At 72.1% G+C, this 26,500-nt stretch carries 23 protein-coding genes and 2 tRNA genes; 7 read left to right on the plus strand and 18 right to left on the minus strand.

What is annotated here, in order from left to right; genetic code table 11:
- Positions 1 to 136: 136 nt before the first annotated feature.
- The 6 genes from ACIQUR_RS23200 to ACIQUR_RS23225 form a co-directional block, all read right to left on the minus strand.
- On the minus strand, positions 137 to 412 hold the full coding sequence (locus tag ACIQUR_RS23200; RefSeq protein WP_403667319.1) for a hypothetical protein: 276 nt from the start codon (positions 410 to 412) through the stop codon (positions 137 to 139).
- A gap of 178 nt (positions 413 to 590) precedes the next feature.
- Entirely contained in the window at positions 591 to 1,877 is a 1,287-nt protein-coding gene (clpX, locus tag ACIQUR_RS23205) for an ATP-dependent Clp protease ATP-binding subunit ClpX (RefSeq protein ID WP_007264060.1), read from the minus strand.
- Between the two features lie 152 nt (positions 1,878 to 2,029).
- On the minus strand, positions 2,030 to 2,698 hold the full coding sequence (locus ACIQUR_RS23210; protein ID WP_399950707.1) for an ATP-dependent Clp protease proteolytic subunit: 669 nt from the start codon (positions 2,696 to 2,698) through the stop codon (positions 2,030 to 2,032).
- A 47-nt stretch (positions 2,699 to 2,745) separates the two neighbouring features.
- Positions 2,746 to 3,363 (minus strand): ATP-dependent Clp protease proteolytic subunit, encoded by a 618-nt coding sequence (locus ACIQUR_RS23215; RefSeq protein ID WP_403667322.1) that lies wholly within the window; start codon positions 3,361 to 3,363, stop codon positions 2,746 to 2,748.
- A 307-nt stretch (positions 3,364 to 3,670) separates the two neighbouring features.
- Entirely contained in the window at positions 3,671 to 5,053 is a 1,383-nt protein-coding gene (gene tig, locus ACIQUR_RS23220; RefSeq protein WP_403667325.1) for a trigger factor, read from the minus strand.
- A gap of 157 nt (positions 5,054 to 5,210) precedes the next feature.
- Positions 5,211 to 5,287: transfer RNA gene (locus tag ACIQUR_RS23225), tRNA-Pro, on the minus strand.
- A 141-nt stretch (positions 5,288 to 5,428) separates the two neighbouring features.
- Here ACIQUR_RS23225 and ACIQUR_RS23230 point away from each other — a divergent pair.
- Positions 5,429 to 5,502: transfer RNA gene (locus ACIQUR_RS23230), tRNA-Gly, on the plus strand.
- Between the two features lie 45 nt (positions 5,503 to 5,547).
- Here ACIQUR_RS23230 and ACIQUR_RS23235 read toward each other — a convergent pair.
- From ACIQUR_RS23235 to ACIQUR_RS23270, 8 genes are all read right to left on the minus strand, one after another.
- On the minus strand, positions 5,548 to 5,742 hold the full coding sequence (locus tag ACIQUR_RS23235; RefSeq protein WP_399950698.1) for a hypothetical protein: 195 nt from the start codon (positions 5,740 to 5,742) through the stop codon (positions 5,548 to 5,550).
- A gap of 161 nt (positions 5,743 to 5,903) precedes the next feature.
- Complete coding sequence (locus tag ACIQUR_RS23240) at positions 5,904 to 6,356, minus strand: HD domain-containing protein (protein ID WP_403667328.1); 453 nt, start codon at positions 6,354 to 6,356, stop codon at positions 5,904 to 5,906.
- 22 nt (positions 6,357 to 6,378) lie between these two features.
- Positions 6,379 to 7,779 carry a pyridoxal phosphate-dependent decarboxylase family protein gene (locus tag ACIQUR_RS23245; RefSeq protein WP_403667330.1) on the minus strand — a complete coding sequence of 467 codons (1,401 nt, stop codon included), beginning with the start codon at positions 7,777 to 7,779 and terminating at the stop codon, positions 6,379 to 6,381.
- Between the two features lie 97 nt (positions 7,780 to 7,876).
- Positions 7,877 to 10,360 carry an ABC transporter permease gene (locus ACIQUR_RS23250; protein WP_403667333.1) on the minus strand — a complete coding sequence of 828 codons (2,484 nt, stop codon included), beginning with the start codon at positions 10,358 to 10,360 and terminating at the stop codon, positions 7,877 to 7,879.
- A complete protein-coding gene (locus ACIQUR_RS23255) occupies positions 10,360 to 11,241 on the minus strand; it encodes an ABC transporter ATP-binding protein (RefSeq protein WP_403667336.1) in 882 nt (293 codons plus the stop codon). Before ACIQUR_RS23255 ends, ACIQUR_RS23250 begins: the two co-directional genes overlap by 1 nt.
- Before the next feature lie 112 nt (positions 11,242 to 11,353).
- On the minus strand, positions 11,354 to 12,460 hold the full coding sequence (locus ACIQUR_RS23260; protein ID WP_403667339.1) for a PP2C family protein-serine/threonine phosphatase: 1,107 nt from the start codon (positions 12,458 to 12,460) through the stop codon (positions 11,354 to 11,356).
- 117 nt (positions 12,461 to 12,577) lie between these two features.
- Positions 12,578 to 13,387 (minus strand): Fpg/Nei family DNA glycosylase, encoded by an 810-nt coding sequence (locus ACIQUR_RS23265; RefSeq protein ID WP_403667342.1) that lies wholly within the window; start codon positions 13,385 to 13,387, stop codon positions 12,578 to 12,580.
- A gap of 159 nt (positions 13,388 to 13,546) precedes the next feature.
- Entirely contained in the window at positions 13,547 to 14,035 is a 489-nt protein-coding gene (locus ACIQUR_RS23270) for a ribose-5-phosphate isomerase (RefSeq protein ID WP_403667345.1), read from the minus strand.
- A gap of 230 nt (positions 14,036 to 14,265) precedes the next feature.
- Here ACIQUR_RS23270 and ACIQUR_RS23275 point away from each other — a divergent pair, with 230 nt between their 5' ends.
- Positions 14,266 to 15,696 carry an amino acid permease gene (locus tag ACIQUR_RS23275; protein ID WP_403667347.1) on the plus strand — a complete coding sequence of 477 codons (1,431 nt, stop codon included), beginning with the start codon at positions 14,266 to 14,268 and terminating at the stop codon, positions 15,694 to 15,696.
- 95 nt (positions 15,697 to 15,791) lie between these two features.
- On the opposite strand, the gene ACIQUR_RS23280 is transcribed toward ACIQUR_RS23275, so the two are convergent.
- Positions 15,792 to 16,376 carry a biotin transporter BioY gene (locus tag ACIQUR_RS23280; RefSeq protein ID WP_403667350.1) on the minus strand — a complete coding sequence of 195 codons (585 nt, stop codon included), beginning with the start codon at positions 16,374 to 16,376 and terminating at the stop codon, positions 15,792 to 15,794.
- Between the two features lie 233 nt (positions 16,377 to 16,609).
- On the opposite strand from ACIQUR_RS23280, the gene ACIQUR_RS23285 reads away from it, so the two are divergent.
- The 3 genes from ACIQUR_RS23285 to ACIQUR_RS23295 all read left to right on the plus strand — a co-directional run bounded on the left by ACIQUR_RS23285 (position 16,610) and on the right by ACIQUR_RS23295 (position 20,412).
- Positions 16,610 to 18,004, plus strand: coding sequence for an amino acid permease (locus ACIQUR_RS23285; protein WP_403667353.1), 1,395 nt, complete (start codon positions 16,610 to 16,612; stop codon positions 18,002 to 18,004).
- 173 nt (positions 18,005 to 18,177) lie between these two features.
- Entirely contained in the window at positions 18,178 to 19,584 is a 1,407-nt protein-coding gene (locus ACIQUR_RS23290; protein WP_403667356.1) for an amino acid permease, read from the plus strand.
- A gap of 171 nt (positions 19,585 to 19,755) precedes the next feature.
- A complete protein-coding gene (locus tag ACIQUR_RS23295; RefSeq protein ID WP_403667359.1) occupies positions 19,756 to 20,412 on the plus strand; it encodes a superoxide dismutase in 657 nt (218 codons plus the stop codon).
- A gap of 129 nt (positions 20,413 to 20,541) precedes the next feature.
- On the opposite strand, the gene ACIQUR_RS23300 is transcribed toward ACIQUR_RS23295, so the two are convergent.
- The gene (locus tag ACIQUR_RS23300; RefSeq protein WP_399950658.1) at positions 20,542 to 21,189 is read right to left on the minus strand and encodes a DsbA family protein; all 648 of its coding nucleotides are present in this window, start codon (positions 21,187 to 21,189) and stop codon (positions 20,542 to 20,544) included.
- A 132-nt stretch (positions 21,190 to 21,321) separates the two neighbouring features.
- Between ACIQUR_RS23300 and pepN the strand changes: the two genes are divergently transcribed.
- Both pepN and ACIQUR_RS23310 read left to right on the plus strand, forming a co-directional pair.
- Positions 21,322 to 23,886: an aminopeptidase N gene (pepN, locus tag ACIQUR_RS23305; protein ID WP_403667363.1), complete on the plus strand. Its 2,565-nt coding sequence runs from the start codon at positions 21,322 to 21,324 to the stop codon at positions 23,884 to 23,886.
- 143 nt (positions 23,887 to 24,029) lie between these two features.
- Positions 24,030 to 25,076: a hypothetical protein gene (locus ACIQUR_RS23310; protein WP_403667365.1), complete on the plus strand. Its 1,047-nt coding sequence runs from the start codon at positions 24,030 to 24,032 to the stop codon at positions 25,074 to 25,076.
- Here ACIQUR_RS23310 and ACIQUR_RS23315 read toward each other — a convergent pair.
- Positions 25,052 to 25,963 carry a pyridoxamine 5'-phosphate oxidase family protein gene (locus tag ACIQUR_RS23315; RefSeq protein ID WP_403667367.1) on the minus strand — a complete coding sequence of 304 codons (912 nt, stop codon included), beginning with the start codon at positions 25,961 to 25,963 and terminating at the stop codon, positions 25,052 to 25,054. The two genes, ACIQUR_RS23310 and ACIQUR_RS23315, sit on opposite strands and share 25 nt — an antisense overlap.
- Positions 25,964 to 26,032: 69 nt before the next feature.
- Complete coding sequence (locus tag ACIQUR_RS23320; RefSeq protein ID WP_403667370.1) at positions 26,033 to 26,488, minus strand: VOC family protein; 456 nt, start codon at positions 26,486 to 26,488, stop codon at positions 26,033 to 26,035.
- Positions 26,489 to 26,500 lie beyond the last annotated feature (12 nt).

Consider the following 26,500-nt stretch of genomic DNA (forward strand, 5'->3'; position numbering starts at 1 on the left):
CGCTGCGCGGCGGCGCCCGCGCCGCCGGGGATGACTACCCCCGGCCGGGGGCCATGATTTACCTCCCCGGCCCCACGGGGGGGGCCCGGGGGCGCCGGGGGGGGGGGCCCCGCCCCCCCCCCACGGCCCTGCGCCCTCAGGCCAGTTGGTAGCAGGCTGTGTAGGCGTGGGCGCGCCTCACCCCAATGTTCTCCAAGTGAAGCTGGCAAATGACGTTGTCAAGCCCCGAGATGTTGTCGTCGGCACCGATGTCGCACGCTGCCTTCACCTTCGGGCCCACGGTGTAGCCAAGGTTCCGCAGGTAGCCCATACAGTCGAACGACGAGGCCGATGCCGGCGGAGCCGCAACTATCGGCAGCGCGGCAGCAACAAGCGTGGCCGCCAGGACACCGAACGCGCGCTTCTTTCCCATTCCCTAGTTCCTCCGTCGCAGGGGTTTCCACCACGGAGTGGATCAAGGAACCTCGCGCCACATCAAGGCCATTTAGAACGTTTGACCGGTTTCATGGCGCGAATGTCCGGAACACGAACGCAAGGGGCGCCCTCCCAAGCCAGGAGGGCGCCCCTTGCGTTTGTCGATACCGGACGCGCTACGCCGACTTCTCGTGCGGGCCCTGGTCCTTGGGGACGATGCGGGGGACGAGGGTCGGGTTCACGTTGGAGCGGACCACGTCGGCGGTGATGACCACGCGGGCCACGTCCTTGCGGGACGGGACCTCGTACATCACCGACATCAGGACCTCTTCCATGATGGCGCGCAGGCCGCGCGCGCCGGTCTGGCGGAGGATGGCCTGGTCCGCGATGGCTTCGAGGGCCTCCCGCTCGAAGTCCAGCTCCACGCCGTCGAGTTCGAACAGCCGCTGGTACTGCTTCACCAGCGCGTTCCGCGGCTCGACCAGGATCTGGAGGAGGGCTTCCCGGTCCAGGTTGTGGACGCTGGTGATGACCGGGAGGCGGCCGATGAACTCGGGGATCATCCCGAACTTCACCAGGTCCTCCGGCATGACCTCCTGGAACTGGTCGCTCGCCTCGATCTCCCGCTTGGAGCGGATCGTCGCGCCGAAGCCGATGCCCTTGGCACCCGCCCGCGACTCGATGATCTTCTCCAGGCCGGCGAAGGCACCGCCCACGATGAACAGCACGTTCGTCGTGTCGATCTGGATGAACTCCTGGTGCGGGTGCTTGCGGCCGCCCTGCGGCGGAACCGAGGCGGTGGTGCCCTCCAGGATCTTGAGCAGGGCCTGCTGCACGCCCTCGCCCGAGACGTCACGCGTGATCGACGGGTTCTCGCTCTTCCGGGCGACCTTGTCGATCTCGTCGATGTAGATGATCCCGGTCTCGGCCTTCTTGACGTCGTAGTCGGCCGCCTGGATCAGCTTGAGCAGGATGTTCTCGACGTCCTCGCCGACGTACCCCGCCTCCGTCAGCGCCGTGGCGTCGGCGATGGCGAACGGGACGTTCAGCATCCGGGCGAGCGTCTGCGCGAGCAGCGTCTTGCCGGAGCCGGTCGGGCCGAGGAGCAGGATGTTGGACTTCGCGAGTTCGATCGCGTCGTCCCGGCCCTGCGCGCCGCCGTTCTCGCCGGCCTGGACGCGCTTGTAGTGGTTGTACACCGCGACGGAGAGCGCCTTCTTCGCGGGCTCCTGCCCGACGACGTAGCTCTCCAGGAACTCGTAGATCTCGCGCGGCTTGGGGAGTTCCTCCCACCTGACCTCGGAGGTCTCCGCGAGTTCCTCTTCGATGATCTCGTTGCAGAGGTCGATGCACTCGTCGCAGATGTACACACCGGGGCCTGCGATGAGCTTCTTCACCTGCTTCTGGCTCTTTCCGCAGAACGAGCACTTGAGCAGGTCGCCGCCGTCACCGATGCGTGCCACGAGGTGCTTCCCCTTCGCCTGGGAGACGCTTGGTTCAGCGCTCCTGGTGCCTCATATCCGACGGTACCCTGCCGGGGCCCCGGTACGGGGCCCCCTTGACGTGGTTCACATCGCCGGAGCGGCGAAGTGGCCACGCCAAGGGGCCGCGAGGATCAGATGTTGTTCATCTTCCGGGTGGAGATGATCTGGTCGATCAGGCCGTAGGCCAGCGCGTCCTCGGCGGTGAGGATCTTGTCGCGCTCGATGTCCTCGCGGATCTTCTCGATCGGCGTCGAGGAGTGCTTGGCCAGCATGGACTCCAGCTGGTCACGCATCCGGAGGATCTCGTTGGCCGCGATCTCCAGGTCGGAGAGCTGCTCGCGGCCGGTGCCGCCGGACGGCTGGTGGATCAGCACGCGGGCGTTCGGCAGGGCCATGCGCTTGCCGGGGGTGCCGGCGGCGAGCAGGACGGCGGCGGCGGAGGCGGCCTGGCCCATGCAGACCGTCTGGATGTCCGGCTTCACGAACTGCATCGTGTCGTAGATGGCGGTCAGCGCGGTGAACGAGCCGCCGGGGCTGTTGATGTAGATCGAGATGTCGCGGTCCGGGTCCATCGACTCCAGGCACAGCAGCTGCGCCATGACGTCGTTGGCGGAGGCGTCGTCGATCTGCACGCCGAGGAAGATCACGCGCTCTTCGAAGAGCTTCGCGTACGGGTCGTACTCGCGGATGCCCTGCGAGGTGCGCTCGACGAAGCGCGGGACGACGTAGCGGTTGTCCACGGGAGCGCCGGTGTAGAGGCCGCTCGCGGAGAAGTTGTTCTGCATGTGGGTGTTCACCATCCTGTGGCGTTCTGCGGGGGCTGTCGGCTGGGGGCGCGGGGCCGGGATCAGGCCCCGGTGCCGCCACCGCCCGGCGCGCTGGACGCGGCAGAGATGATCTCGTCGATGAGGCCGTACTCCTTGGCCTCCTCCGCGGTGAACCAGCGGTCGCGGTCGCCGTCGCGGATGATCGCCTCGACGGACTGGCCGGAGTGGTGCGCGGTGATCTCGGCCATCCGCTGCTTGGTGCGCAGCAGGTACTGGGCCTGGATCTTGATGTCCGAAGCGGTGCCGCCGATGCCGGCCGAGCCCTGGTGCATCAGGATGTCGGTGTTCGGCAGGGCGAAGCGCTTGCCCGCGGTGCCGCCGGTCAGCAGGAACTGGCCCATGGAGGCGGCCATGCCCATGCCGATGGTGACCACGTCGTTCGGGATGAACTGCATGGTGTCGTAGATCGCCATGCCCGCGGTGACGGAGCCGCCGGGGCTGTTGATGTACAGGTAGATGTCCTTCTCCGGGTCGGCCGCGAGGAGGAGCAGCTGCGCCGTGATCTTGTTGGCGATCTCGTCGTCGACCTGCTGGCCGAGGAAGATGATGCGCTCGCCGAGCAGCCGGTTGTAGACATGGTCGCCGAGGCCACCACCGATGGACGGCTCACCCGCGGCGTAAGGCATCAGATTCGTCACGTATCCACCTGCTCGTCTCCGACGGCCGGTCGTCGGCCGTCTCAGCGTCTCGTTCAGAGGGCAGTGCCCTCGTATTCATGGACCCTAACGCGCAGGTCGGACAACGCCATCCCGCTTCCCGAACTGTTCGCTGGGAGCGCAAGGTGCGTACGGCCCGCGGCGGCTTCCGCTCCGTACCGCCCGGCGCCCGCGCGACGCCCGTGCGACGCCCGGCAGGGGGTACGCCGGAGGGCCCGGACGCTGCTGCGTCCGGGCCCTCCGTACGGGGCTCCGGCGGGCCGTGTGCGGCCTGCCGTGACCCGGGGCCTTACTTGGCCTCGTCCTCGTCGGAGGCACCCTCGGCGGCCTCGACGACGGCCTCGGCGATCTCTTCCTCGTCCTCGTCGGACAGGTCGACCTCGTTGCCGTTGGTGTCGGTGACCTTGGCGGCCTCGACGACGACCGCGAGGGCCTTGCCGCGGGCGACCTCGCCGACCAGCATCGGGACCTGGCCGCCCTCGACGACGGCCTGGGCGAACTGGTCGGGGGACATGCCGGAGGAGGCGGCGCGACGCATGAGGTGCTCGGTGAGCTCCTCCTGGTTCACGTTCAGCTTCTCCTTGTTGACGAGCTCGTCGAGGACGAACTGCGTCTTGATGCCCTTGACCGCGGCTTCCTTGGTCTCGGCGTCGAACTCCTCGACCGTCTTGCCCTGGAACTCGAGGTACTTCTCGAGGGTCAGGCCCATCTGGCCGAGCTGGTGGTGCTCCAGGTTGTGCTTGCGGGTGTTGATCTCGTCCTCGAGCAGCTTCTCGGGGATCGGCACCTCGACGAGCTCCAGCAGCTTCTCCAGGACGCGCTCCTGGGCCTGCGTGGCCTGGTCGTACTGCTTCATGTTCTCGAGGCGCTTGCGGCTGTCGGCCTTCAGGTCCTCGAGGGTGTCGAACTCGCTCGCCAGCTGGGCGAACTCGTCGTCGAGCTCCGGCACCTCGCGGGCGGCGACCTGGGTGACCTTGACGGTGACCTCGGCGTCCTTGCCCTCGGCGGAGCCGCCCTTCAGCTGCGAGGTGAAGGTGGCCTCGCCGCCGGCCTCCAGGCCGGTCACGGCCTCGTCGATGCCGTCGAGCAGCTCGCCGGAGCCGATGGTGTAGGAGACGCCGGAGGCGACGCCGTCGGGCAGCACCTCGCCGTCGACCTTGGCCTCGAGGTCGATCGTGACGACGTCGCCCTCGGCGGCGGCGCGCTCGACCGGGTTGGTGGACGCGAAGCGGTTGCGCAGCTGCTCGACCGACTTCTCGATGTCCTCGTCGGTGACCTCGACCGCGTCGACCTCGACCTCGATGCCCGTGTAGTCCGGGATCTCGATGGCCGGGCGGACGTCGACCTCGGCGGTGAAGTTCAGCGTCTCGCCGTCCTTCAGCTCCGTGATGTCGACCTCGGGCTGGCCGAGGACGTTCAGCTCGGCCTCGTTGACCGCGGCGGTGTAGAACTTCGGGAGGGCGTCGTTGACGGCCTCCTCCAGGACGGCACCGCGGCCGAAGCGCTGGTCGATGACCCGGGCCGGGATCTTGCCCTTGCGGAAGCCCTTGACCGTGACCTGCTGGTTGATCTTCTTGTACGCCGCGTCGAGGCTGTCCTTGAGCTCCTCGAAGGGCACCTCGACAGTGAGCCGAACCCGGGTCGGGTTCAGGGTCTCCACGGCGCTCTTCACGGTTCGGTCTCCTTGTGGCTGACTTCTGGGGGTTCTGCCGATGCTGCGTATCAGCGGATCAGCGGATCGGGCCCGGCACATCAGACACACGGGCACGCAGCTTGCATAGTAACCGCAAGCACGAGTCGGCCCACAACGCGATCAAGGTGGTGCAAGGTGGTCGGGGTGGCCGGATTCGAACCGACGACCTTCCGCTCCCAAAGCGGACGCGCTACCAAGCTGCGCCACACCCCGTCGGTGCGACACGTAGGGTACATGCCCGCGGACGCTGCGACGCGCGAGTTCCGCCGCCTGGAATGTGGTGTGCGCCCGGCGCCCGGGACCCGCTAGGATGCAGTGCGTACCGCGGTCGTGTGACCTGCGGTGCTTCGCAGTGCGGGCGTAGCTCAATGGTAGAGCCCTAGTCTTCCAAACTAGCTACGCGGGTTCGATTCCCGTCGCCCGCTCCAATGACGCCGAGAGCCGGTCCCCCGCGGGGGCCGGCTCTCGGCGTTCTAGAGCTTGATGCCGGCGATGGTGTCCGCGAGGGAGGTCAGGAATCTGTTGACGTCCGGCGCGATGGAGCTGGACGCCAGGAAGAAGCCGAAGAGGACCGCGACGACGGCGGGGCCGGCCTTGAGGTGGTTGCCACGGATCAGCACCACCAGAATGATCGCCAACAGCACCACCACTGACAGCGAAATGGCCATTACTCATCACACCCTCGGTCGTCCCTGTCGGCCCGGGGCATACGGCCGCGCACACCCCCATGCCCTCATCGTGCCACCAAGTGGCCGGTGCTATCCGCCCCGTGACGAATCGTGGACAGCAGAATCCGGCCAACTCGACGTGCTCCAGGCATATTTCGCCCCTACGGGCCGACCGGGAGGCCCAACAGGGCGCGCATCCGGGCGTATTTGGCGGTGAGCCGCTCGCGGGTCGCGGCGTCGAGCACCGCCTGCCGTGCGGGGTCCGCGTTGTGCGCGAGGTCGGCCTCCTTGACGAGGAGCGCGCCGGGGGTCGCGAGGATGCGCGCGGCGTACTCCTCGGGGGGCTCGCCGGGGCGCTTGGTCACGGCCAGGACCATGGCCTTGACCTCCGCCGGGAGAGCGGCTGAATCCAGCCACTCGGCGGACAGCCGGTCGTCCTCGACGGAGTCGTGCAGCCAGGCCGCGGCCCGCTGCGCCTCGCTGCCGCCGCGGGCGCGGACGCCCTCGGCGACGGCCGCGAGGTGCTCGGCGTAGGGCCGGCCGGCCTTGTCGGTCTGGCCCTCGTGGGCGGTACGGGCGATCTGCTCGACCTCGGCGAGGCTCAGGTACGTCATGCGGGTCTCCCCCTCACGGGCGTCACGCCGGCCCGGCGAGCCCGGCGGCCGCCTCGCGCAGGGCGCGCGCGGCCCTCCGTACGTCGGCACCGGTGGTGCGCCAGTTGGAGAACGCGGCCCGCAGGGCGGCAGTGCCACCGTAGACCGTGGGGGTGACGAAGACCTCGGGACCGGCGGCCTCGCGCAGGGCGGTGAGGCGCTCGGGGGTGGGCCGGTCGGCGAGGGTGAAGCAGACGACGTTCAGCCGCACGGGGGCCAGCAGGCGGAACTCGGGCCCGGCCGCCAGTTCCTCCCCCAGGGCCCGGGCCGCGGCGACGTCGCGCTCGACGACCTCCCGATGGCCCGCGCGGCCGTAGGCGGCCAGCGTGAACCAGGCGGCGAGGGCGCGCAGCCGGTGGGAGTTCTCCGGGGTGAGGTGGACCAGGTCGGGGTGTGCGCCGAGCGGTCCGAGGTAGGCGGCGGCGTTCTGGAAGACCCGGGCCTGGAGGTCGGGGCGGCGGGTGAACTGGACGGCGCTGTCGTACGGGACGTTGAGCCACTTGTGCAGGTCGACGCAGACGGAGTCGGCGAGGTCCAGGCCGTCGACGAGGTGGGCGTGGTCCGGCGAGAGGGCGGCGAAGGCGCCGAAGGCGGCGTCGACGTGCAGCCAGAAGGAGTGGCGCTCGCGGAGCGCGGCGACGGCCCGGAGATCGTCGAAGTCGACGGTGTTGACGGTGCCCGCGTTGGCGACGACCACGCAGGGCCGTCCGTCGCCCTCGGCCAGCAGCCGCTCCAGGGCCGCGGGGTCGACCGCCTCCCGCCCGGGGAGGGTGGGGACGGTCACGAGGGAGCGGCGGCCGAGCCCGAGCACGGACAGGCCCTTGGCGACGGAGGAGTGCGGGGCGCCGGAGAGGACGCGTACGGGGCCCAGCGCGGCGGCGCCGTCCTCCGCGGGCGAGACGCCGAGCCGCTCGCCCAGCCACTCCCGGGCGACGGCGAGGCCGGTGGTGTTGGACATGGTGGCGCCGCTGACGAAGGTGCCGTGGTGGGCGTCGGAGAGGCCGAACAGCTCGCGCAGCCAGCCCACGGTGGCGCGTTCCAGGTCCTGGCCGGCCCCGTCGAGGGCGGAGTTGGAGTTCTGGTCGTAGGCGGCGGTGAGCCAGTCGCCGGCCAGGGCGGCGGGGGTGGCGCCGCCGGTGACGAAGCCGAGGTAGCGGGGGCCGGCGCTGCCGGAGAGCCGGGGCGCCCAGTCCTCGGCGAAGGTGTCGAGGGCAGCGGCGAGTCCGGAGCCGTGCTCGGGCAGGGGCCCGGTCTTCGGGGGTGCGGAGGCGGCCGGGACCACCGGCCGGGCGTCGAGTCCGGCGAGCATCTCCACGGCGTGGCGGCGGGTGGCTTCCAGCAGGTCGGGGAGCCGGTCGAGGTCGTGAGCGAGGTGCGCGTCCATGGCCGCACGGTAGGCGTGGTGCGCGTGGGGGGTACCGGGCCAATCCGGGCCGGGTGGCCGGTGGGTGCCGGCCGGATGGCCCGGTACCCCCCGTGGCTCATGCCGTCGTGGCCGTGCCCGGGCGCAGGGCGCGTCTGGCCGGGAGGGCCGTGGCCGTCAGGGACAGGGCGAGGATGCCGCCGGCGAAGGAGGCGTACACCGGCACCGGGATGTACGGGGAGCCGCCGGTCACGCCGCCGACCAGCGGGACGAGGGTGGCCAGGGCGATGGCCGTGCCCAGGGTCAGTCCGACGGCGCCGACCAGCAGGGCCTCCCAGCGGATCATGCGGAGCACCTGGCGGCGGGTGGAGCCGACCAGGCGCAGGGTGCGCAGTTCGCGGCGCCGGTCGAGGACGGTCATGACCAGGGTGTTGGCGGCGGCGATGGCCGCGAAGCCGCCGAGTACGGCCGCCATGGTGGTGTTGGCCCAGGCGTTGAGGCGCCGGTCGAGGTTCTGGGCGGTGGTCCAGCCGTCCCGGTCGGTGACCGTGCCGCCGAGGGCCGCGAGGCCGGGGGCGGAGCCTCGGGTGAGCAGCTCGTGCGGGGCGGGGTCGGTGAGGTGTCCGCGCAGGTCGGCCGCCGGGAGGGTGACCTCGCCGAAGCCGAGGCCGCGGGTGTAGGTGGCGACGACGGTGGGGCGGGCCGGGGTGCCGTCGGGCAGCCGGAGGTCGAGGCGGTCGCCGACGCGGACGCCGGCGGTGTCGGCGAGCGAGTCGTGGAGGGCGACGGTGCCGGGCCGGAGCGCGGCCGGCGACCCCGTGCGGAAGCCGAGGTCCAGGACGGCGCCGAGGTCTCCGGAGACCGCCTGGGCGGAGGCGGTGCGGAGGTACCCCTCCACGCCGTCGACGGGGATGACGAGGGAGGTGCGGGTGACGGGCACGGCGGCGGTGACGCCGGGCAGGGCGGCGGCCCGGGCCGCCGCGTCGGTGGGGAGGCCGCCGGTGACGACGCGGTCGGCGAGCATCCCGGCGCTCTGCTGCTCGCGGGTGGCCCGGTCCTCGCTGGTGTGCAGGAAGACCAGGACGGACGAGAAGGCCATGGCCAGCACGATGGGGGTGATGGCGGAGGCCAGGCGGCGGGCGTGGGTACGGGAGTTGGCGGCGGCCAGCGAGGCGGCGGGGCCGGCCGCGCGCAGCGGGAGCCCGAAGAGCCCGGCGGCGGCGCGGGCGATCAGGGGGCCGAGCAGGGCGACGGCGAGCATGAACAGCATGACCACGCCGAGGGCGGCGTTGGCCGCGTCCTCGCCGCTGCCGGCGGCGGCCAGGCCGGCGCAGACGATGCCGCCGGCCAGCGCGACCAGGCCGAGGGGGGTGCGGACCTTGCCGGGGCGCAGCCGCTCGACGGCGGCCTCGGTGAGGGCCTGGCCGGGCTTGGTGCGGGAGGGGCGGCGGGCGGCGAAGTACCCGGCGGCGAGGGCGGTCAGCAGGCCGGTGCCGACGGCGACGGCGAGCGGCAGCCAGGAGACGGTGAGTTCCATGGCCCCGGGGATGGCCCCCTTGTCCTTGAGCTGTCCGAACCACCAGGTGGCGAGGGCGGTGCCGGGGACGCAGCCGAGGGCTCCGGCGACGGGGGCGACGAGCAGGGCCTCGGTGGCGATGGTGCGGCGGATCTGGCGGGGCGTGGTGCCGATGGCGCGGAGCAGGGCGTACTCGCGGGCGCGCTGGCCCACGGAGAGGGCGACGGTGCCGGCGGCGGTGAAGACGGCGACCATGGCGGCCACGCCGCCGAAGGAGCCGCCGAGGCCGGTGAGGAGCTCCCGGGCGCCGGTGAGCGCCGGGTCGGTGGCCCGGTCGTCGCCGGTGTGCACGAGGGCGGCTCCGCCGAGGGCCCTGCCGGCCCGGTCGGCGAGCTCGCCGGTGGTGGTCCCGGGTGCGGGCAGCAGCGCGATGGCGTCGAGGCGGTCGGGGTGCCCGGACAGTACGCGGGCCTGCGCGTCCCCGAACCAGACGGCTCCGCCGGCGGGGACCGGTCCGGCGCCGGGCGTCGCGGCCAGGCCGGAGACCCGGAAGGGGCGGACGCCGGCGGGGGTGTCGAGGGTGACGCGGTCGCCGACCGCGGCGGTACCGGCGGCCAGGACCACCTGTCCCTCGCCGGGCGCGGTGCCGGCGGTGAGCCGCTCACCGGTGAAGGCGGTCGATCCCCATCCGGAGGCGGTCAGGGCGGCTCCGGGGGCCGGGGCGCCGGCCGGGCCGGCGGCGACGGTGCGGACCGGGAAGACCGTGTCGGGCACGGCGCGGGCGCCGGTGGCCGTCAGCCGCGGGAGCAGGGCGGCGGGGACGCGGGCGCGGTCCGGGACGCGGACGGCCGCGTCGTACGCGCCCTCGCCGCGGCCGAAGCGCTGGTGCAGTTGCTGGTCGGCGGCGACGAGGACCGGGGCGCCGGCGTAGCGGGTGGGCGGGACGCCCGCCCGCAGGCCGGTTTCGAGCAGGATGCCGCAGGCGGAGACGATCGCGACCGCCGTCAGCAGGGCGAGGAAGGTGCCGGCGAAGGCGGCGGGCCGGAAGCGCAGGGCCGCGCGGGCGAGGCCGTTGGTACGGATCATCAGGCTGCCGCCCCCGCGTACGCCGGGGCCGTCAGGGAGGTCATCCGGGCGGCGATCCGCGGCGCGTCGGCGCCGGCCAGCCGGTCCACGATCAGGCCGTCGGCGAGGAACAGGACCTGGTCGGCGTGGGCGGCGGCGACCGGGTCGTGGGTGACCATGACGACGGTGGCGCCGAGGGCGTCCACCGCGTCCCGCAGCAGGCCGAGGACCTCGGCCGCGGTGGTGGTGTCGAGGGCGCCGGTCGGCTCGTCGGCGAACACCACGTCCGGGCTGGTGACCAGCGCGCGGGCGATGGCCACGCGCTGCTGCTGGCCGCCGGACAGCTCGGCGGGGCGGCGGCCGCCCTTGCCGCCCAGCCCGACGCGGGCCAGCAGCTCGGCGGCACGGCGCCGGTCGGGACGGGCACCGGCCAGCCGCATGGGCAGCAGGACGTTCTGCTCCACGGTGAGCGAGGGCAGCAGGTTGAAGGCCTGGAAGACGAAGCCGAGGCGGCTGCGGCGCAGCTCGGTGAGGCGGTTCTCGTTCATTCCGGTGATCTCGGTGCCGCCGAGGCGGACGGAGCCGTCGGTGGGGCGGTCGAGCCCGGCGGCGCACTGGAGGAAGGTGGACTTGCCGGAGCCCGAGGGGCCCATCACGGCGGTGAAGGTGCCGCGGGGCAGGCTGAGGTCGATGCCGCGCAGGGCGTGTACGGCGGTGTCGCCGCGCCCGTACGCGCGCCGGACGCCGCGCAGCTCCACGGCGCCGGGAGCGGTGACCGCGTACCCCGGTGCGGAGCCCGGGGCGGTGGCGGCGTACCCCGCGGGGCCCGGCGCGTGTCCGGAGGCGGCGGCCGGTGCCGCCTGCGCCTCGCCCTTGTTCCGCCGGTTCCTGCGCAGCCCCATGGCCGTCCCTTTCCGCTGTCCTGCTGTCGTTCCCGACGCTACGGAGCGGGGCGGGGGCGGGACCATGACGGTCTCCGGCGGACCGGGGGTGGGGTTACCCCCAGGGCCGGGGTCAGGCTGACCGGCGGATGAGCAGCAGCGCGCGGTCGTCGTTGACGTCCTTGGCGACCTTCTCGATGAGGTGCCAGGCGGCGCCCTCGAAGCCGGAGGCGACGTAGCGGTCGGCCTCGCCGGTGAGCCGGTCGATGCCCTCGCTGATGTCGCGGTCGGCGGTCTCGACGAGCCCGTCGGTGAAGAGCATCAGGACGTCGCCGCGGCGCAGGTTGCCGGTGGCGGGTTCGAAGCATGCGCCGTCGTAGACGCCGAGCAGGGGGCCCTCGCCGTTCTTCTCCTCCCAGCGGCCGGTGCCCGCGGAGAGCTGGAGCGCGGGCAGGTGGCCGGCGGAGAGGAGCTGGTAGTCGCCGGTCTCCAGGTCGAGGACGAGGTGGATGGAGGTGGCGAAGCCCTCGTCCCAGTCCTGGCGGAGCAGGTAGCCGTTGGCGGCGGGCAGGAAGTCCTGGGGCGGGAGGGAGCCGAGCAGGCCGCCGAAGGCGCCGGAGAGGAGCAGTGCGCGGGATCCGGCGTCCATGCCCTTGCCGGAGACGTCGGTGAGGACGATCTCCAGGGTGCGGCCGCCGTTGGTGCGGGCGGCCACGACGAAGTCGCCGGAGAAGGACTGGCCGCCGGCGGGGCGCAGGGCCATCTCCCGGTGCCAGCCGCGCGGCAGGGCGGGCAGCTTGCTCTGGACCCGGATGCGTTCGCGGAGGTCGAAGAGCATGGTGCCGCCGCGCCGCCAGGGGACGCCGACGCGGCTGCGGAACTGGGCGATGACCAGGCCGAAGAAGCCGCAGGCGGCGACGACGAGGACGGTTCCGGGGGTGACCCGGCCGGGGCCCTGGGTGTACGGGCCGAGGACCACGGACTCGACGATGAGGGCGGTCGCGGCGGCGGCGTACAGGCCCAGCAGGGATGCGGGCCGCAGGAGCAGGCCGCCGGCCACGATGGGCAGGACGAGGGCGGAGGGCGCGAACCAGACCGGCATCATGAGGGTGCCGCAGGCGATGGCGGGGACGGTCAGGAAGAGCCCGGTGAAGGCGAGCCAGTCGGAGGCGTCGCCGCGGAAGTAGTCGACCGCGGATCTGCGCAGGCCGGTCCTGGCCCGGTGCGCAGCCTTGCGCATCCGTGCCCCGAGTGATTCCACGCGTGCTCCGGCCATTGCTTCGGGACCCTATCCATCCAGCCTGTGTCCGCGCAGGGGTACCCCCGCACATCCGTCGGTCGGCTCCGCCGGGGGCGGTCAGCGCTGCTGGCAGGCGGGACACCAGAAGAGGTTGCGGGCGGCCAGGCCGGCGGTGCGGATCCCGCCGCCGCAGACGTGGCAGGGCAGGTCGGCCCGGCGGTAGACGTACACCTCGCCGCCGTGGTCGTCGACGCGCGGCGGCCTGCCCATGGCCTCGGGGGTGTGCTCGGGGCGGACGGTGTCGATGCGGTTGTTCCGGACGCCCTCGCGCATGAGGAGGACGAGGTCGGCCCAGATCGCGTCCCATTCGGCGCGGGTGACGTCCTTGCCGGCGCGGTACGGGTCGATGCCGTGCCGGAAGAGGACCTCGGCGCGGTAGACGTTGCCGACGCCCGCCACGACCTTCTGGTCCATGAGGAGGGCGGCGACGGTGGTGCGGGAGCGGGAGATGCGGCGCCAGGCGCGGTCGGGGTCGTCGCCGTCCCGGAGGGGGTCGGGGCCGAGCCGGTCGTGTATCGCCTGCTTCTCGGCCGCGCCGATCAGGGCGCAGGCGGTGGGGCCGCGCAGGTCGGCGTAGTGGTCCTCGTTGAGGAGCCGCATGCGGACGGTGTCGGTGGCCGGCGGGGCGGGCGCGGGGCCGAAGCCGTACTTGCCGAAGAGTCCGAGGTGAACGTGGATCCAGTCGTCGCCGGGGAAGCCGAGGAAGAGGTGCTTGCCGTGGGCCTCCGCGCGCTCCAGTTCGCGGCCGTCGACGAGGGCGGCGCCGTCGGCGAAGCGGCCCTGGGGGCTGGTGACGCGTACGGGCCGGGCCTCGAAGCGCTCGGCGTGGTCCTGGGCGAGGCGGTGGATCGTATGCCCTTCGGGCACGGCTGTTCTCCTCGGTCGGACGTGCCCCGGCCGGCGGGGCGGCGCCGCGTGCCGGGTGGCGGGCGCGGCGGGGCGGGCGCGGCGGGGTGCCGGGCGGGGGCCGCCCGGCGGCGGGGCACGGCGGTGCCGCCGGACGCGGGGTCCGGCGGCACGCGGGTGCTACTGGTCCTGCGGGTGGTGCGCCGGGATGGGCGGGAGCTCGCCGGTCACCTCGTAGCGGGAGAGCATCTCGATGCGGCGCGTGTGGCGCTCCTCGCCGGAGTACGGGGTCGCCAGGAAGGCCTCGATGAAGCTGGTGGCCTCTTCCTCGGTGTGCATCCGGCCGCCGACGGAGATCACGTTGGCGTTGTTGTGCTCGCGGCCGAGCTTGGCGGTCTCGACGCTCCAGGCCAGTACGGCACGGACGCCCTTGACCTTGTTGGCGGCGATCTGCTCGCCGTTGCCGGAGCCGCCGATCACGATGCCGAGGCTGTCCGGGTCCGCGGCGGTCTTCTCCGCGGCGCGCAGGCAGAAGGGGGGGTAGTCGTCGACGGCGTCGTAGATGTGGGGCCCGCAGTCGACGGGCTCGTGGCCGTGGTTCTTGAGCCAGTCCACGAGGTGGTTCTTGAGCTCAAAGCCGGCATGGTCGGATCCGAGGTACACGCGCATGACTCCGAGTGTGGCACGTGGGTCTCGCCGGACCGCGACGGGGTGTCGCGTAAGTCACGTCGAAAGCTCAAGTAATCCCTAAGACCCCAGTTGAGGGGGGTCGGGACTTTGGTCCCGCCGCGCCCGGGTCGATTGTCATGTGACAACGATCCGGATTGGGGTCTTCCGTCCCGGGACCACTCCGGGTTTGAATGCCCGGGCTCGAAACCCGAGAACCTAAGGATTCGTCCATGAGCTCCACGACGACCCTTCAGAAGGCAGGCGGCTCCGGTGACCCCGGCACCACTCAGTCTTCCGACGGTCTGAAGGCCGGTCTCAAGAACCGCCACCTGTCCATGATCGCCATCGGCGGTGTCATCGGGGCGGGCCTGTTCGTCGGCTCGTCCGGCGGCATCGCCAAGGCCGGTCCGGCCATCCTGATCTCCTACGCGCTCGTCGGCGCCATGGTCGTCTTCGTGATGCGGATGCTGGGCGAGATGGCCGCGGCCAGCCCGAACTCCGGCTCCTTCTCCGCGTACGCCGACCGCGCGCTCGGCCGCTGGGCCGGCTTCTCGATCGGCTGGCTGTACTGGTTCTTCTGGGTCGTCGTACTCGCCGTGGAGGCCACCGCGGGTGCGGTGATCCTGGAGGGCTGGATCCCGGCCGTCCCGCAGTGGGCCTGGGCCCTCATCGTGATGGTGGTCCTGACGGCCACCAACCTCGCCTCGGTCTCGTCGTACGGCGAGTTCGAGTTCTGGTTCGCGGGCATCAAGGTCGTCGCCATCGGCGGCTTCGTGATCGTCGGCCTGCTCGCCGTCTTCGGCGTGCTGCCGGGCTCGGACAACCCGGGTGCGGGCTTCGCGCACCTGACGGACACCGGCGGCTTCCTGCCGAACGGCGCCGGCGCCATCCTCACCGGTGTGCTGATGGTCGTCTTCTCCTTCATGGGCAGCGAGATCGTCACGCTGGCCGCCGGTGAGTCGGAGGACCCGCGCCGCGCGGTCACCAAGGCCACCAACTCGGTCATCTGGCGCATCGGCGTCTTCTACCTGGGCTCGATCTTCGTCGTCCTGACCCTGCTGCCGTGGAACGACAAGTCGATCGTCGAGAAGGGCTCGTACGTCGCCGCCCTGGACTCGATCGGCATCCCGCACGCCGGCACGATCATGGAGGTCATCGTCCTGACCGCCGTGCTGTCCTGCCTGAACTCCGGCCTGTACACCGCCTCCCGCATGGCGTTCTCGCTGGGTGAGCGCGGCGACGCGCCGAAGTCCTTCGCCAAGGTCAACGCCAAGGGCGTGCCGACCGCCGCGATCCTCGGCTCCGTGGTCTTCGGCTTCCTCGCCGTCTACTTCAACTACGCGTTCAAGGACACGGTCTTCGACTTCCTCCTGAACGCCTCGGGTGCCATCGCCCTCTTCGTCTGGCTGGCGATCTGCTTCACCCAGCTGAAGATGCGCGGGATCCTGCTGCGCGAGGACCCGGAGAAGGTCACCGTCCGGATGTGGCTGTTCCCGTGGCTGACCTGGGCCACCGCCGCCATGATCATGTTCGTCATCGGCTACATGTTCTTCGACGACGGCAACCGCAAGGTCGTCATCCTCTCGACCGCCGTCGCCGCGGTCGTGGCGCTGGTCGGCGTGGTCCTGCAGAAGACCCGCAAGACCTCCGTCGAGGCCTGACCCCCCGCGGCCGCCGTCCCGGCCGTACGCATGACGAAGCCCCGGTCCGCCGCTCGCGGACCGGGGCTTCGCGGTACGGGCGTACGCGCCCGGTGTCAGCCCTTGCGGCCCAGCAGCTTCCACGCGGCGGGCAGCACGCCCATGGCCAGCGCGGCCTTGAGGGCGTCGCCGACGAGGAACGGCGTCATGCCCGCGGCCACCGCGGCGGACAGGGACATGCCGGTGGCCAGCGCCAGGTACGGCACGCCGACCGCGTAGATCACGGCCGAGCCCAGCACCATCGCACCGGCGGTACGGGCCACCGAGCGGTCCGCACCGCGCCGGGCCAGGGCGCCGACCAGCGTCGACGCCAGCAGCATGCCGAGCACGTAGCCGAAGGTGGCGCCGCCCGCACCCGAGGTGCCCCCGGCGAACCACGGCACGCCCGCCATGCCGACGAGGGTGTAGAGCGCCATGGAGAGGAAGCCGCGGCGGGCGCCGAGCGCGGTGCCCACCAGCAGGGCGGCGAAGGTCTGGCCGGTGATGGGCACGACCAGGCCCGGCACCTTGACGGCGATCTGCGCGGCGACGCCCATCAGGGCCGCGCCGCCGGAGACCAGCAGGACGTCGCGGGTACGGCTGGCGGGCAGCAGGTCGGCGAGGACGGCGCCGGGCCGGAAGGTGACGGAAGCGGTGCTCATCGGTGCTCCGGGAGGGTGAGGGGGTGGCTTGCCCTCAGGACGTTAGTCCCGGCCGCTCGGGATGATCACCGTCGTCCGGGCACAAAGCCCTCTTCCTTCCCTTGGTGGGGATTGCACAAAGCCAGGACCTCCGACGGGAGTTCCTTACGCCCCGAAGTGACGCGGATCACTCGGACTAATAGTGCGTCACGTCCGTTTTGCACGGCGGGCGCGTACTCAGGGAGACTGTTGGAATGCCACAAGCACCCCTCCGTGAAACCGCTCTGCCCGACCTGCCGGAGGAACCCCTCGGCCACGGTCTGAAGCAGCGCCACCTGACCATGCTCGGCCTCGGCGGGGTGATCGGCGCCGGTCTGTTCGTCGGCTCCGGCGGGGGCATCGCCGTCGCGGGCCCCGGGATCATCGTGTCGTACCTGCTCGCCGGCGCCCTGGCGATGCTGGTGATGCGGATGCTCGGCGAGATGGCGGCCGCGATGCCCGCGTCGGGCTCCTTCTCCGTGCACGCGGAGCGGGCGATGGGCCGCTGGGCCGGCTTCTCGGTGGGCTGGCTGTACTGGTTCCTGCTGGTGGTGGTGCTCGCGGTGGAGGCCACCGGCGCGGCGAAGATCGCCAACGGCTGGGCGCCGGGGGTCCCGCAGTGGGCCTGGGTGCTGATCTTCATGGTGGTCTTCACGGTCAGCAACCTGGCGGCGGTGCGGAACTTCGGCGAGTTCGAGTTCTGGTTCGCGGCGCTGAAGGTCTTCGCGATCGTGGCGTTCCTGGCGCTGGGCGGCCTGGCGGTCTTCGGCCTGCTGCCCGACACGGACCCGGTCGGCCTGACCAACCTCACCGGCCAGGGCGGCTTCCTGCCCAACGGCTGGGAGGGCGTGGTCTCCGGCGTGCTCGCGGTGATCTTCGCGTTCGGCGGTCTGGAGGTCGTCACCATCGCGGCCGCCGAGTCGGACGACCCGGCCCGCTCGGTCTCCCGGGCGGTGCGCAGCGCGGTCTGGCGGATCCTCCTCTTCTACATCGGCTCGATGGCCGTCATCGTGACGCTGCTGCCGTGGGACTCCCTGGAGCCCGGACAGAGTCCGTACGTGGCGGTGCTCGACTCCATCGGCATCCCCTCGGCCGGCCAGATCATGAACATCGTGGTGTTCGTGGCCCTGCTGTCGGCGCTCAACGCCAACCTGTACGGCTCCTCCCGGATGATCTTCTCGCTGGCCGAGCGCGGCGAGGCGCCGAAGGGGCTGCTGAAGGTGTCCGGCGGCGGGGTGCCGCGGCGGGCGGTGCTGGCGTCGGTGGCCTTCGGCTTCGTCTCGGTCGTGCTGAACCTGCTCTGGCCGGAGTCGGTCTTCCTCTACATGCTCAACGCGGTCGGCGCGGTGCTGCTGTTCGTCTGGACGCTGATCGCCGTCTCGCAGCTGCTGCTGCGGCGGCGGATCGAGCGGGAGGCCCCGGAGCGGCTGGTGCTGAAGATGTGGGCGTTCCCGTACCTGACCTGGCTGGCGCTGGCCGGCATGGCGGCCGTGCTGGTGCTGATGCTGTTCGACGACTCGGCGCGTACGCAGGTGCTGTGGTCGGCCGGTGCGACCGCGCTCGTGCTGCTGGTCGCGTGGGTACGGGAGATCCGCGCCCGGCGGAGCTGACGCCGCGGGTCCGGCCCGGCCGGAGCCACGGCCGGGTCGCGCGCCGCTCGTGCGGGGACGGTCACGCCAGGTGAGGTGAGTGTCCGAATAACGGGCGTTCACGTCCGAGTGCCGGACGCTCCGGCCAGACTGGGCGCCCCATCCCGTCCCCGCACACGGACAGGCAACACCCCATGAGTCAGACCGTCACGCCCGAAGAGCGGACGCACGAGGCACCCCCGGCACACCAGGGCTCCGCCCTCTCCAACGGCCTCAAGCAGCGCCACCTCTCGATGATCGCCCTCGGCGGCGTCATCGGCGCCGGGCTCTTCGTCGGCTCCGGCGCGGGCATCGCCGCGGCCGGCCCCTCGATCGTCCTGGCGTACGCGGCCTCGGGCCTGCTGGTGATGTTCGTGATGCGGATGCTCGGCGAGATGTCCGCCGCCAACCCCGCCTCGGGCTCCTTCTCGGTCCACGCCGAGCGGGCGATCGGCCCCTGGGCCGGCTTCACCGCCGGCTGGATGTTCTGGACGCTGCTCTGCGTGGGCGTGGCCATCGAGGCGATCGGCGCCGCGCACATCGTGCAGGGCTGGCTGCCGGGCACCCCCTCCTGGATGTGGGTGCTGGTCTTCATGGCGGTGTTCTGCGGCAGCAACCTCGCCGCGGTCTCCAACTTCGGCGAGTTCGAGTTCTGGTTCGCCACCCTCAAGATCGGCGCCATCGGCCTCTTCCTGGTCCTGGGCACCCTCGCGGTCCTCGGCGTGCTGCCCGGCACCGACTCCCCCGGCACGGCCAACCTGCTGGGCGACGGCGGTTTCCTGCCCACCGGGGTGGACGGGCTGCTGGTCGGCCTGCTGGCGTCGGTGGTCGCGTACGGCGGCCTGGAGACGGTGACCATCGCCGCCGCCGAGTCCGAGGACCCGGTGCGCGGCGTGGCCAAGGCCGTGAAGACCACCATGTGGCGGATCGCGGTCGTGTACGTCGGCTCGATGCTGGTGATCGTCACCCTGGTCCCGTGGGACGCGAAGGCGGTCACCGAGGACGGCCCGTACGCGGCGACGCTGGACCACCTGGGCATCCCCGGGGCCGGCCAGATCATGAACGTGGTGATCCTGATCGCCCTGCTGTCCGCGATGAACGCCAACATCTACGGTTCCTCGCGCATGGCGTACTCGCTGGTGGCGCGCGGCCAGGGGCCCCGGGCGCTGGGCAGGGTCTCGAAGGGGATCCCGCGCCGTGCCGTACTGGCCTCCTCCGGCTTCGGCTTCGTGACCGTGCTGCTGTCCTACTGGTACCCGACGACCCTGTTCGCCTGGCTGCTCAACATGGTGGGCGGCGTGATCCTGGTCGTCTGGGGCTTCATCGCGGTCTCCCAGTTCGTGCTGCGCCGCCGGACCGAGCGCGAGGCGCCGGAGAAGCTGGTCGTGCGGATGTGGGGCTTCCCGTACCTGACCTGGGTGGCGCTCGCCGGGGTGGCCGGCGTGCTGGCGCTGATGGTGTGGGACGACGACACGCGCGTGCAGGTGCTGTTCACCGGCGGGCTGACCGTCGCCCTGGCGGCTCTGGGGTACGCGCGGCAGCGACGGCTCCCCCGGGGCTGAATCCCCCTGACGGCACTTCAAGGGCCGGTTCCACGCGAGCGCGTGGGGCCGGCCCTCCGTCTTCACGGACCTGACACAAGTGAGGTTCACCTTGGATGAACGCTTGATCAGTTACTGTTAGCGTGCAGTTGCGTATTATTTGCAATAAGCAGCTGGAGGGGATCGACCGCCATGTCCGTCTACGTACTTCCCGAGCTTCCGTACGACTACGCGGCGCTGGAGCCGGTGATCAACCCGCAGATCATCGAGCTGCACCACGACAAGCACCACGCCGCGTACGTCACGGGCGCCAACAACACCCTGGAGCAGCTGGCGGAGGCTCGCGACAAGGAGAACTGGGGCGCGCTCAACGGCCTGGAGAAGAACCTGGCCTTCCACCTCTCCGGCCACATCCTGCACAGCATCTACTGGCACAACATGGCCAGCCCGAAGACCGGTGAGGGCGGCGGCGAGCCCACCGCCGCGGACGGCGTGGGCGAGCTGGCGGACGCGATCACCGAGTCGTTCGGCTCCTTCGCCGCCTTCAAGAAGCAGCTGACCTTCGCCTCGTCCGCGACCCAGGGCTCCGGCTGGGGCGTGCTCGCCTACGAGCCGGTCAGCGGCCGCCTGATCGTCGAGCAGATCTACGACCACCAGGGCAACGTCGGCGTCGCGAGCACCCCGATCCTGGTCTTCGACGCCTGGGAGCACGCCTTCTACCTGCAGTACAAGAACCAGAAGGTGGACTTCATCGAGGCGATGTGGAACGTCGTCAACTGGCAGGACGTGGCCAAGCGCTACGCCGACGCCAAGGCGAAGACGCCGCTGCTCATCCCCGCCAAGGGCTGACGCCCGCGGCATCGCAAGCCCGCCCGCCTCGTGATCGTCTTCTCAGCCTTCGCGTGCGGGCGTGTCAAGCGGCAGACCCCCACGAGGACGTGACTCGTGGGGGTCTGCTGTGTGCGGTGCAGCGGCGGCCTACTCGAAGGACGGGCCCTGCGTGCGGGTGCGCTTGATCTCGTAGAAGCCGGGGGTCGACGCCACGAGCAGGGTGCCGTCCCACAGGCGGGCCGCGGCCTCGCCCTTGGGGGTCGGGGTGACGACCGGACCGAAGAAGGCGACGTCCGAGCCGTCGGCGCCGGGCACCGAGATGACCGGGGTGCCGACGTCCTCGCCCACGCGCTGGATGCCGTTCTTGTGGGAGGCGCGCAGCTCGACGTCGAACTCGTCGGAGTCGGCGTAGTCGAGCAGTTCGGCCGGCAGGCCGACCTCGGCGAGGGCCTCGGCGATGACCTCGCGGGTGGCGCCCTTGGCCTCGTTGTGGATCCGGGTGCCGAGGGCGGTGTAGAGCTTGCCGGTGACCTCGTCACCGTGCTTCTGCTGGGCGGCGACCACCACGCGGACGGGGGCCCAGCCCTTGGGGCCGAGCAGCTCGCGGTAGCGCTCCGGGAGCTCCTCCAGCTTGTTCTCGTTGAGGACGGCGAGGCTCATCACGTGCCAGCGGACCTCGACGTCACGGACCTTCTCGACCTCCAGCATCCAGCGGGACGTCATCCAGGCCCAGGGGCAGATCGGGTCGAACCAGAAGTCGACCGGAGTCTTCTCGGCCACCTGGGTGTCAGACATGTCTCTCCTTCGAGTCCGTCACGTTCGCACGCCCGTGCGGGCGCATCCTTCCCGCCAACCAGCCGGAATGCCCGGACATTCCCCGTGGGAGGATTCGTCCGTCAAAAGGCGATCACGCACGAAGGAGTGCCGGTGCCCGGTGAGAATCTGTCCCGCGACGAGGCCCACGAGCGGGCCGAGCTGCTGTCCGTCGACGCGTACGAGGTCTCGCTCGACCTCCGCTCCGCGGTGGACGAGGCCGAACCGGCGGACGGGCCGCGCACCTTCCGCTCGGTGACGACGGTCACGTTCCGCGCGAACCGGCCCGGCGCCGCCACCTTCGCCGACCTCATCGCCCCGTCGGTGAACTCGGTGACCCTCAACGGGCGGGAGCTCGACCCCGACGTGGTCTTCGACGGCGCGCGCATCGCGCTGGACGGCCTGGCCGCGGAGAACGTCCTGGTGGTGGACGCGAACTGCGCGTACAGCCGGACGGGCGAGGGCATGCACCGCTTCGTCGACCCCGAGGACGGCGAGGTCTACCTCTACACGCAGTACGAGCCCGCCGACGCGCGCCGCGTCTACGCCAACTTCGAGCAGCCCGACCTCAAGGCGCCGTACCGCTTCGAGGTCACCGCGCCCGAGGGCTGGCAGGTGTGGAGCAACGGCGCCGAGGAGTCCCGGGACGGCCTGACCCGGCGCTTCGCGGTGACCGAGCCCATCTCCACGTACATCACCTGCGTGGTCGCCGGTCCGTACCACTACGTGACGGACACCTACCGCCGGACCTTCGCCGACGGAACCGAGCTGGAGATCCCGCTCGGCGCGATGTGCCGCAAGGGGCTGGCCAAGCACTTCGACGCGGACGACGTCTTCCTGATCACCAAGCAGGGCTTCGACTTCTTCCACGACAACTTCGACTTCCCCTACCCCTTCGGGAAGTACGACCAGGCCTTCGTGCCCGAGTACAACCTCGGCGCCATGGAGAACCCGGGCATGGTCACCTTCCGCGAGGAGTACATCTTCCGCGGCAAGGTCACGCAGGCCTCGTACGAGGCGCGGGCGAACGTCATCCTGCACGAGATGGCGCACATGTGGTTCGGCGACCTGGTCACCATGAAGTGGTGGGACGACCTGTGGCTGAAGGAGTCCTTCGCGGACTTCATGGGCTCCTTCTCGATGACCGAGGCCACCCGCTTCAAGAACGGCTGGGTGACCTTCGCCAACAACCGCAAGTCCTGGGCCTACCGCGCGGACCAGCTGCCCTCGACCCACCCGGTCACGGCCGACATCCGCGACCTGGAGGACGCCAAGCTCAACTTCGACGGCATCACCTACGCCAAGGGCGCGTCGGTGCTCAAGCAGCTGGTCGCGTACGTGGGCCGGGACGCCTTCCTGGAGGGCGCGCGCCGCTACTTCAAGGCCAACGCGTACGGCAACACCCGCCTGGACGACCTGCTGACGGTACTCGCGGAGGTGTCCGGCCGGGACATGGCCGAGTGGTCCCGGGCCTGGCTGCAGACCGCCGGCGTGAACGCGCTGACCCCGGTCCTCACCTACGACGACGCGGGGCGGATCGCCGAGCTGGCCGTGGTCCAGGACGGCGACGAGCTGCGCCCGCACCGGGTGGCCGTGGGCCTGTACCGGACCGAGCAGGGCGCGCTGGTGCGGTACGCCCGCGCCGAGGCGGACGTGGCCGGGGCCCGGACCGTGGTGACGGAGCTGGCCGGGGCGGAGCGGCCGGAGCTGGTGCTCGTCAACGACGAGGACCTGACGTACTGCAAGATCCGCTTCGACGAGGGTTCGCTGGCCGCGCTGCGCAAGCACCTGGGCGACCTGAGCGACCCGCTGGCCCGGGCACTGTGCTGGTCGGCCCTGTGGAACCTGACGCGGGACGGCCTGATGCCGGCGCGCGACTTCGTCTCGATGGTGCTGGCCTTCGCCGGCCGCGAGTCGGACGTGGGCGTGCTGCAGATCCTGCACCGGCAGGCGCGCATGGCCGTCACCCACTACGCCGCCCCGGAGTGGCGGGAGCAGGGTGGCCGGGAGCTCGCGGCGGGCGCGCTGCACGAGCTGCGGCAGGCCGAGCCGGGCTCCGAGCACCAGCTGACCTGGGCGCGCTTCTTCGCCGCGACCGCGAGCACGGAGGCCGACCTCGGGCTGCTGGCCGGGCTGCTGGACGGCACGGCCCGGATCGACGGGCTGGACGTGGACCAGGAGCTGCGCTGGGACCTGCTGGAGCCGCTGGCGGCCGAGGGGCTGGCCGACGAGGCGCGGATCGCGGCGGAGCTGGCCCGGGACGACACCGCCTCGGGCAAGCGGCACTCGGTGCGCTGCCTGGCGGCACGGCCCTCCGAGGCCGTGAAGGCGCAGGCGTGGGCGTCGGTGGTGGAGTCGGACGCGCTGTCGAACGCGCTGGTCGAGGCGACGATCGCGGGCTTCCAGCAGGCCGGGCAGCGGGAGCTGATCGCGCCGTACGCGCCGAAGTACTTCGAGGCCATCGACCGGGTGTGGGCCGACCGGTCCATCCAGATCGGCATCCTGATCGTGCAGGGGCTGTTCCCGGCGCTGCAGAGCTCCGACGCGACGCTGGCCGCCACGGACGCGTGGCTCTCCTCGCACGCCGACGCGGCGCCCGCGCTGCGCCGACTGGTCCTGGAGGCCCGCGACGACCTGGCCCGCGCCCTGCGCGCGCAGGCGCGCGACGCGGCGGAGTAGCCCGCACGGGTGCCGATGGGGGCCGGCGGTGCCGGCCCCCATCGGCTCTCGAACGCCCGTACTTTAGTGCGGGGTTGTTCGGGTTTGTCGACGGGGCTGTAACAGCGGTTAGCGGGGGATCCGGGGGCGGGAACATCCCCGGCATGAACCACAACTCCCCCACCTACGGCGGCCAGACCCCCTCCCCCGTCCCGCCGGTCTCCCCCCGCCCCCTGCACCACCTCTCCGGCACCCGCCGGGTGCTGAGCGTCGCGCAGCTGCGCGAGCACGGCGTGACCGCGGCCGCCACCGCCGAGCGCTGCCGCGCGGGCGGACCCTGGCAGCAGTTCCTGCCGGGGGTGTTCCTGCTCCACCCCGGCCCGGCCACCAGCGAGGAGCGGCTGCACGCCGCGCTGCTGTACGCGGGCCGCCCGGCCGGCACCGCGGTGCCGCAGCAGAAGGGGTTCGGGGACGCCATGATCACCGGTCTGGCGGCGCTGGCGCTGTACGGGTTCTCCTCCGCGCCCCCGCTGCCGGCGCTGGAGCACATCGACGTGATCGTGCCGAGCACCCGCCGGCTGCGTTCGGTCGGCTGCGTACGGCTGGTCCGGGCGCACACCCCGCCGGTCCCGGAGGAGGTGACCGGGGTGCCGGTGGCGCCGGTGGCCCGGGCCCTGGCCGACGCGGTGGCACAGCTGGCCGACGCGGGCACGGTGCGGAGGCTGCTCAGCGAGGCGGTGCGCGGGGGCCACTGCGAACCGGCCGCGGCGGTGCGGGAGCTGACGCTGGCCCGGCTGCTGAACCGGCCGCACGTGGTGGACGCGGTGGACTCGCTGCTGGCGGAGGGCCGGGCGATGGCCGAGGACCGGCTGTACCGGCTGGTGCGGGAGTTCCGGCTGCCGGACCCGGTCTGGAACGTGGACCTGCGGCTGCCCGGGGGGCCGCACCTGGGCGGGGTGGACGCGTACTGGCCCGACCACGCGGTGGCCGTGGAGCTGGACACCCGGGCCCCCCGCCAGGGGGAGGACGAGCAGTGGTCCGAGTACGCCCGCAAGCGCGAGCACCTGGAGCGCCTCGGACTCACCGTCGTGTACGTCACCCCGCGCAAGCTGCGCGACCACCCGGAGCAGCAGGCCACGGTGATCCGCACCGCGCTGACCGCCTCGGGTGACCGCGAGCCCGCCGCCTACGTGGTCGTCCTGCCCCGGTGAGGGACGGGAGGGTTGGCCGGGGAGTAGTCCGGGGCGCTCCAGCGCAGCCGGCCCGGGTGCTCGCTCTCGACGGTCCCCTCGACGGTGAAGCGGACGGTGCGGGCGCCGTCCGGCCCGTACTCGGTGCGGGCCCGGCCGGTGAGCTGGAGGGTGCGGCCGGTCTCCCAGTCCGGGAAGAGCAGGCCGGCCCGGGGCTCCTCGACCAGGTTGCCCAGGGTGAGGAACATGGCGTTGCCGGCGTAGTCGGGCCAGGCCAGCTCGGTCGGGGAGAGCACCTCGACGAAGCCGGGGTTGCCGCCGCGGTGGCTGGCGTCGGCGCCGTCCCCGGCGGCGGTGGCGATGAAGAAGGTGTCGGCGGCGCGGACGCCGCGCGCCTGGCCGGGGGTGAGCGCGCCGCCGCGCCGCACGACACCGGGTCCGTCCCACAGCACCTCGACGGGCTCGCGCTGCTGGAGGTACTTGGGGCAGTTGGAGAAGACCTCGCCCGCCTCGACGGCGAAGCCGCGCGGGGTGGGTTCGAGGACGCCGTTGAGCCGCATCCGGCGCCGGGTCCGCGGGTCGAGGGCGAGGGTCCCGAGGGGGGTGCCGGGGGTGGCCAGGGCCTCGGCGAGCGGGTCGCCGTCCGGGACACCGCCGGCGACGGAGACGCGGCCGGGGCCGGTGGCCCGTACGAAACCGGGGGCGCCGGTGAGCAGCGAGGCCCAGATCCGGCCCGCCGCGTCGGCCGCGCCGACCACGAGGGTGGGCTGGCGGGCCAGGAAGGCCGCCGCCACCTCGCGGATGCCGGGGCCGATGCTGCGGCCGACGTGGTCGGCCAGCTCGCGCACGCCGACCCGGTCCTGCACCTGTCGTGACCCCTGGTGGTAGGGGCCTGCCGTGATCGTCACGTTCTTCGCCTTCCGGTTCGCACGGGCCTGCCGGACGCTCGGAGCCGTCGGCTCCGGTCTCTCGGGTTCCTAGAAGAAGCCGCAGGTGGGGGCGGCTCCGGAGGGCGCGGGGGCGTCCTCGGCGCCGGCCGGGACGGAGATCTCCAGGCGGGTGCCGTCGGGGTCGTGGAAGAAGATGCCGCCGGAGGCCGCGCCCTCTCCGTGGGCCACGCTCCCGTCGTACGCGAAGTCGACGCCGGCGGCGCGCAGCCGCTCCTCGAAGGCGCGGACCTCCTCGACGGACCCGGCCGTGAAGGCCAGGTGGTGCAGACCCGCGGCGGCCGGGGCGTAGCCGCCCTCGGCCTGCTGCCACAGCGTGAGGACCAGCGCGCCGTCCTGGCCCAGGAAGGCGAAGCGGCGCCCCTCCTCCTTGCCCTCGCCCAGCAGCCGGAAGCCCAGCGTGTCGCGGTAGAAGCCGAGCGAGCGCTCCAGCTCGGTGACGTTCAGGCCGATGTGGCCGGTGCTCAGCGTGCTGACAGCCGACATGGCTGCCCCCTC

Origin of the sequence: Streptomyces sp. NPDC101132, assembly GCF_044759225.1 — a bacterium.
Taxonomy (GTDB): Bacteria; Actinomycetota; Actinomycetes; order Streptomycetales; family Streptomycetaceae; genus Streptomyces.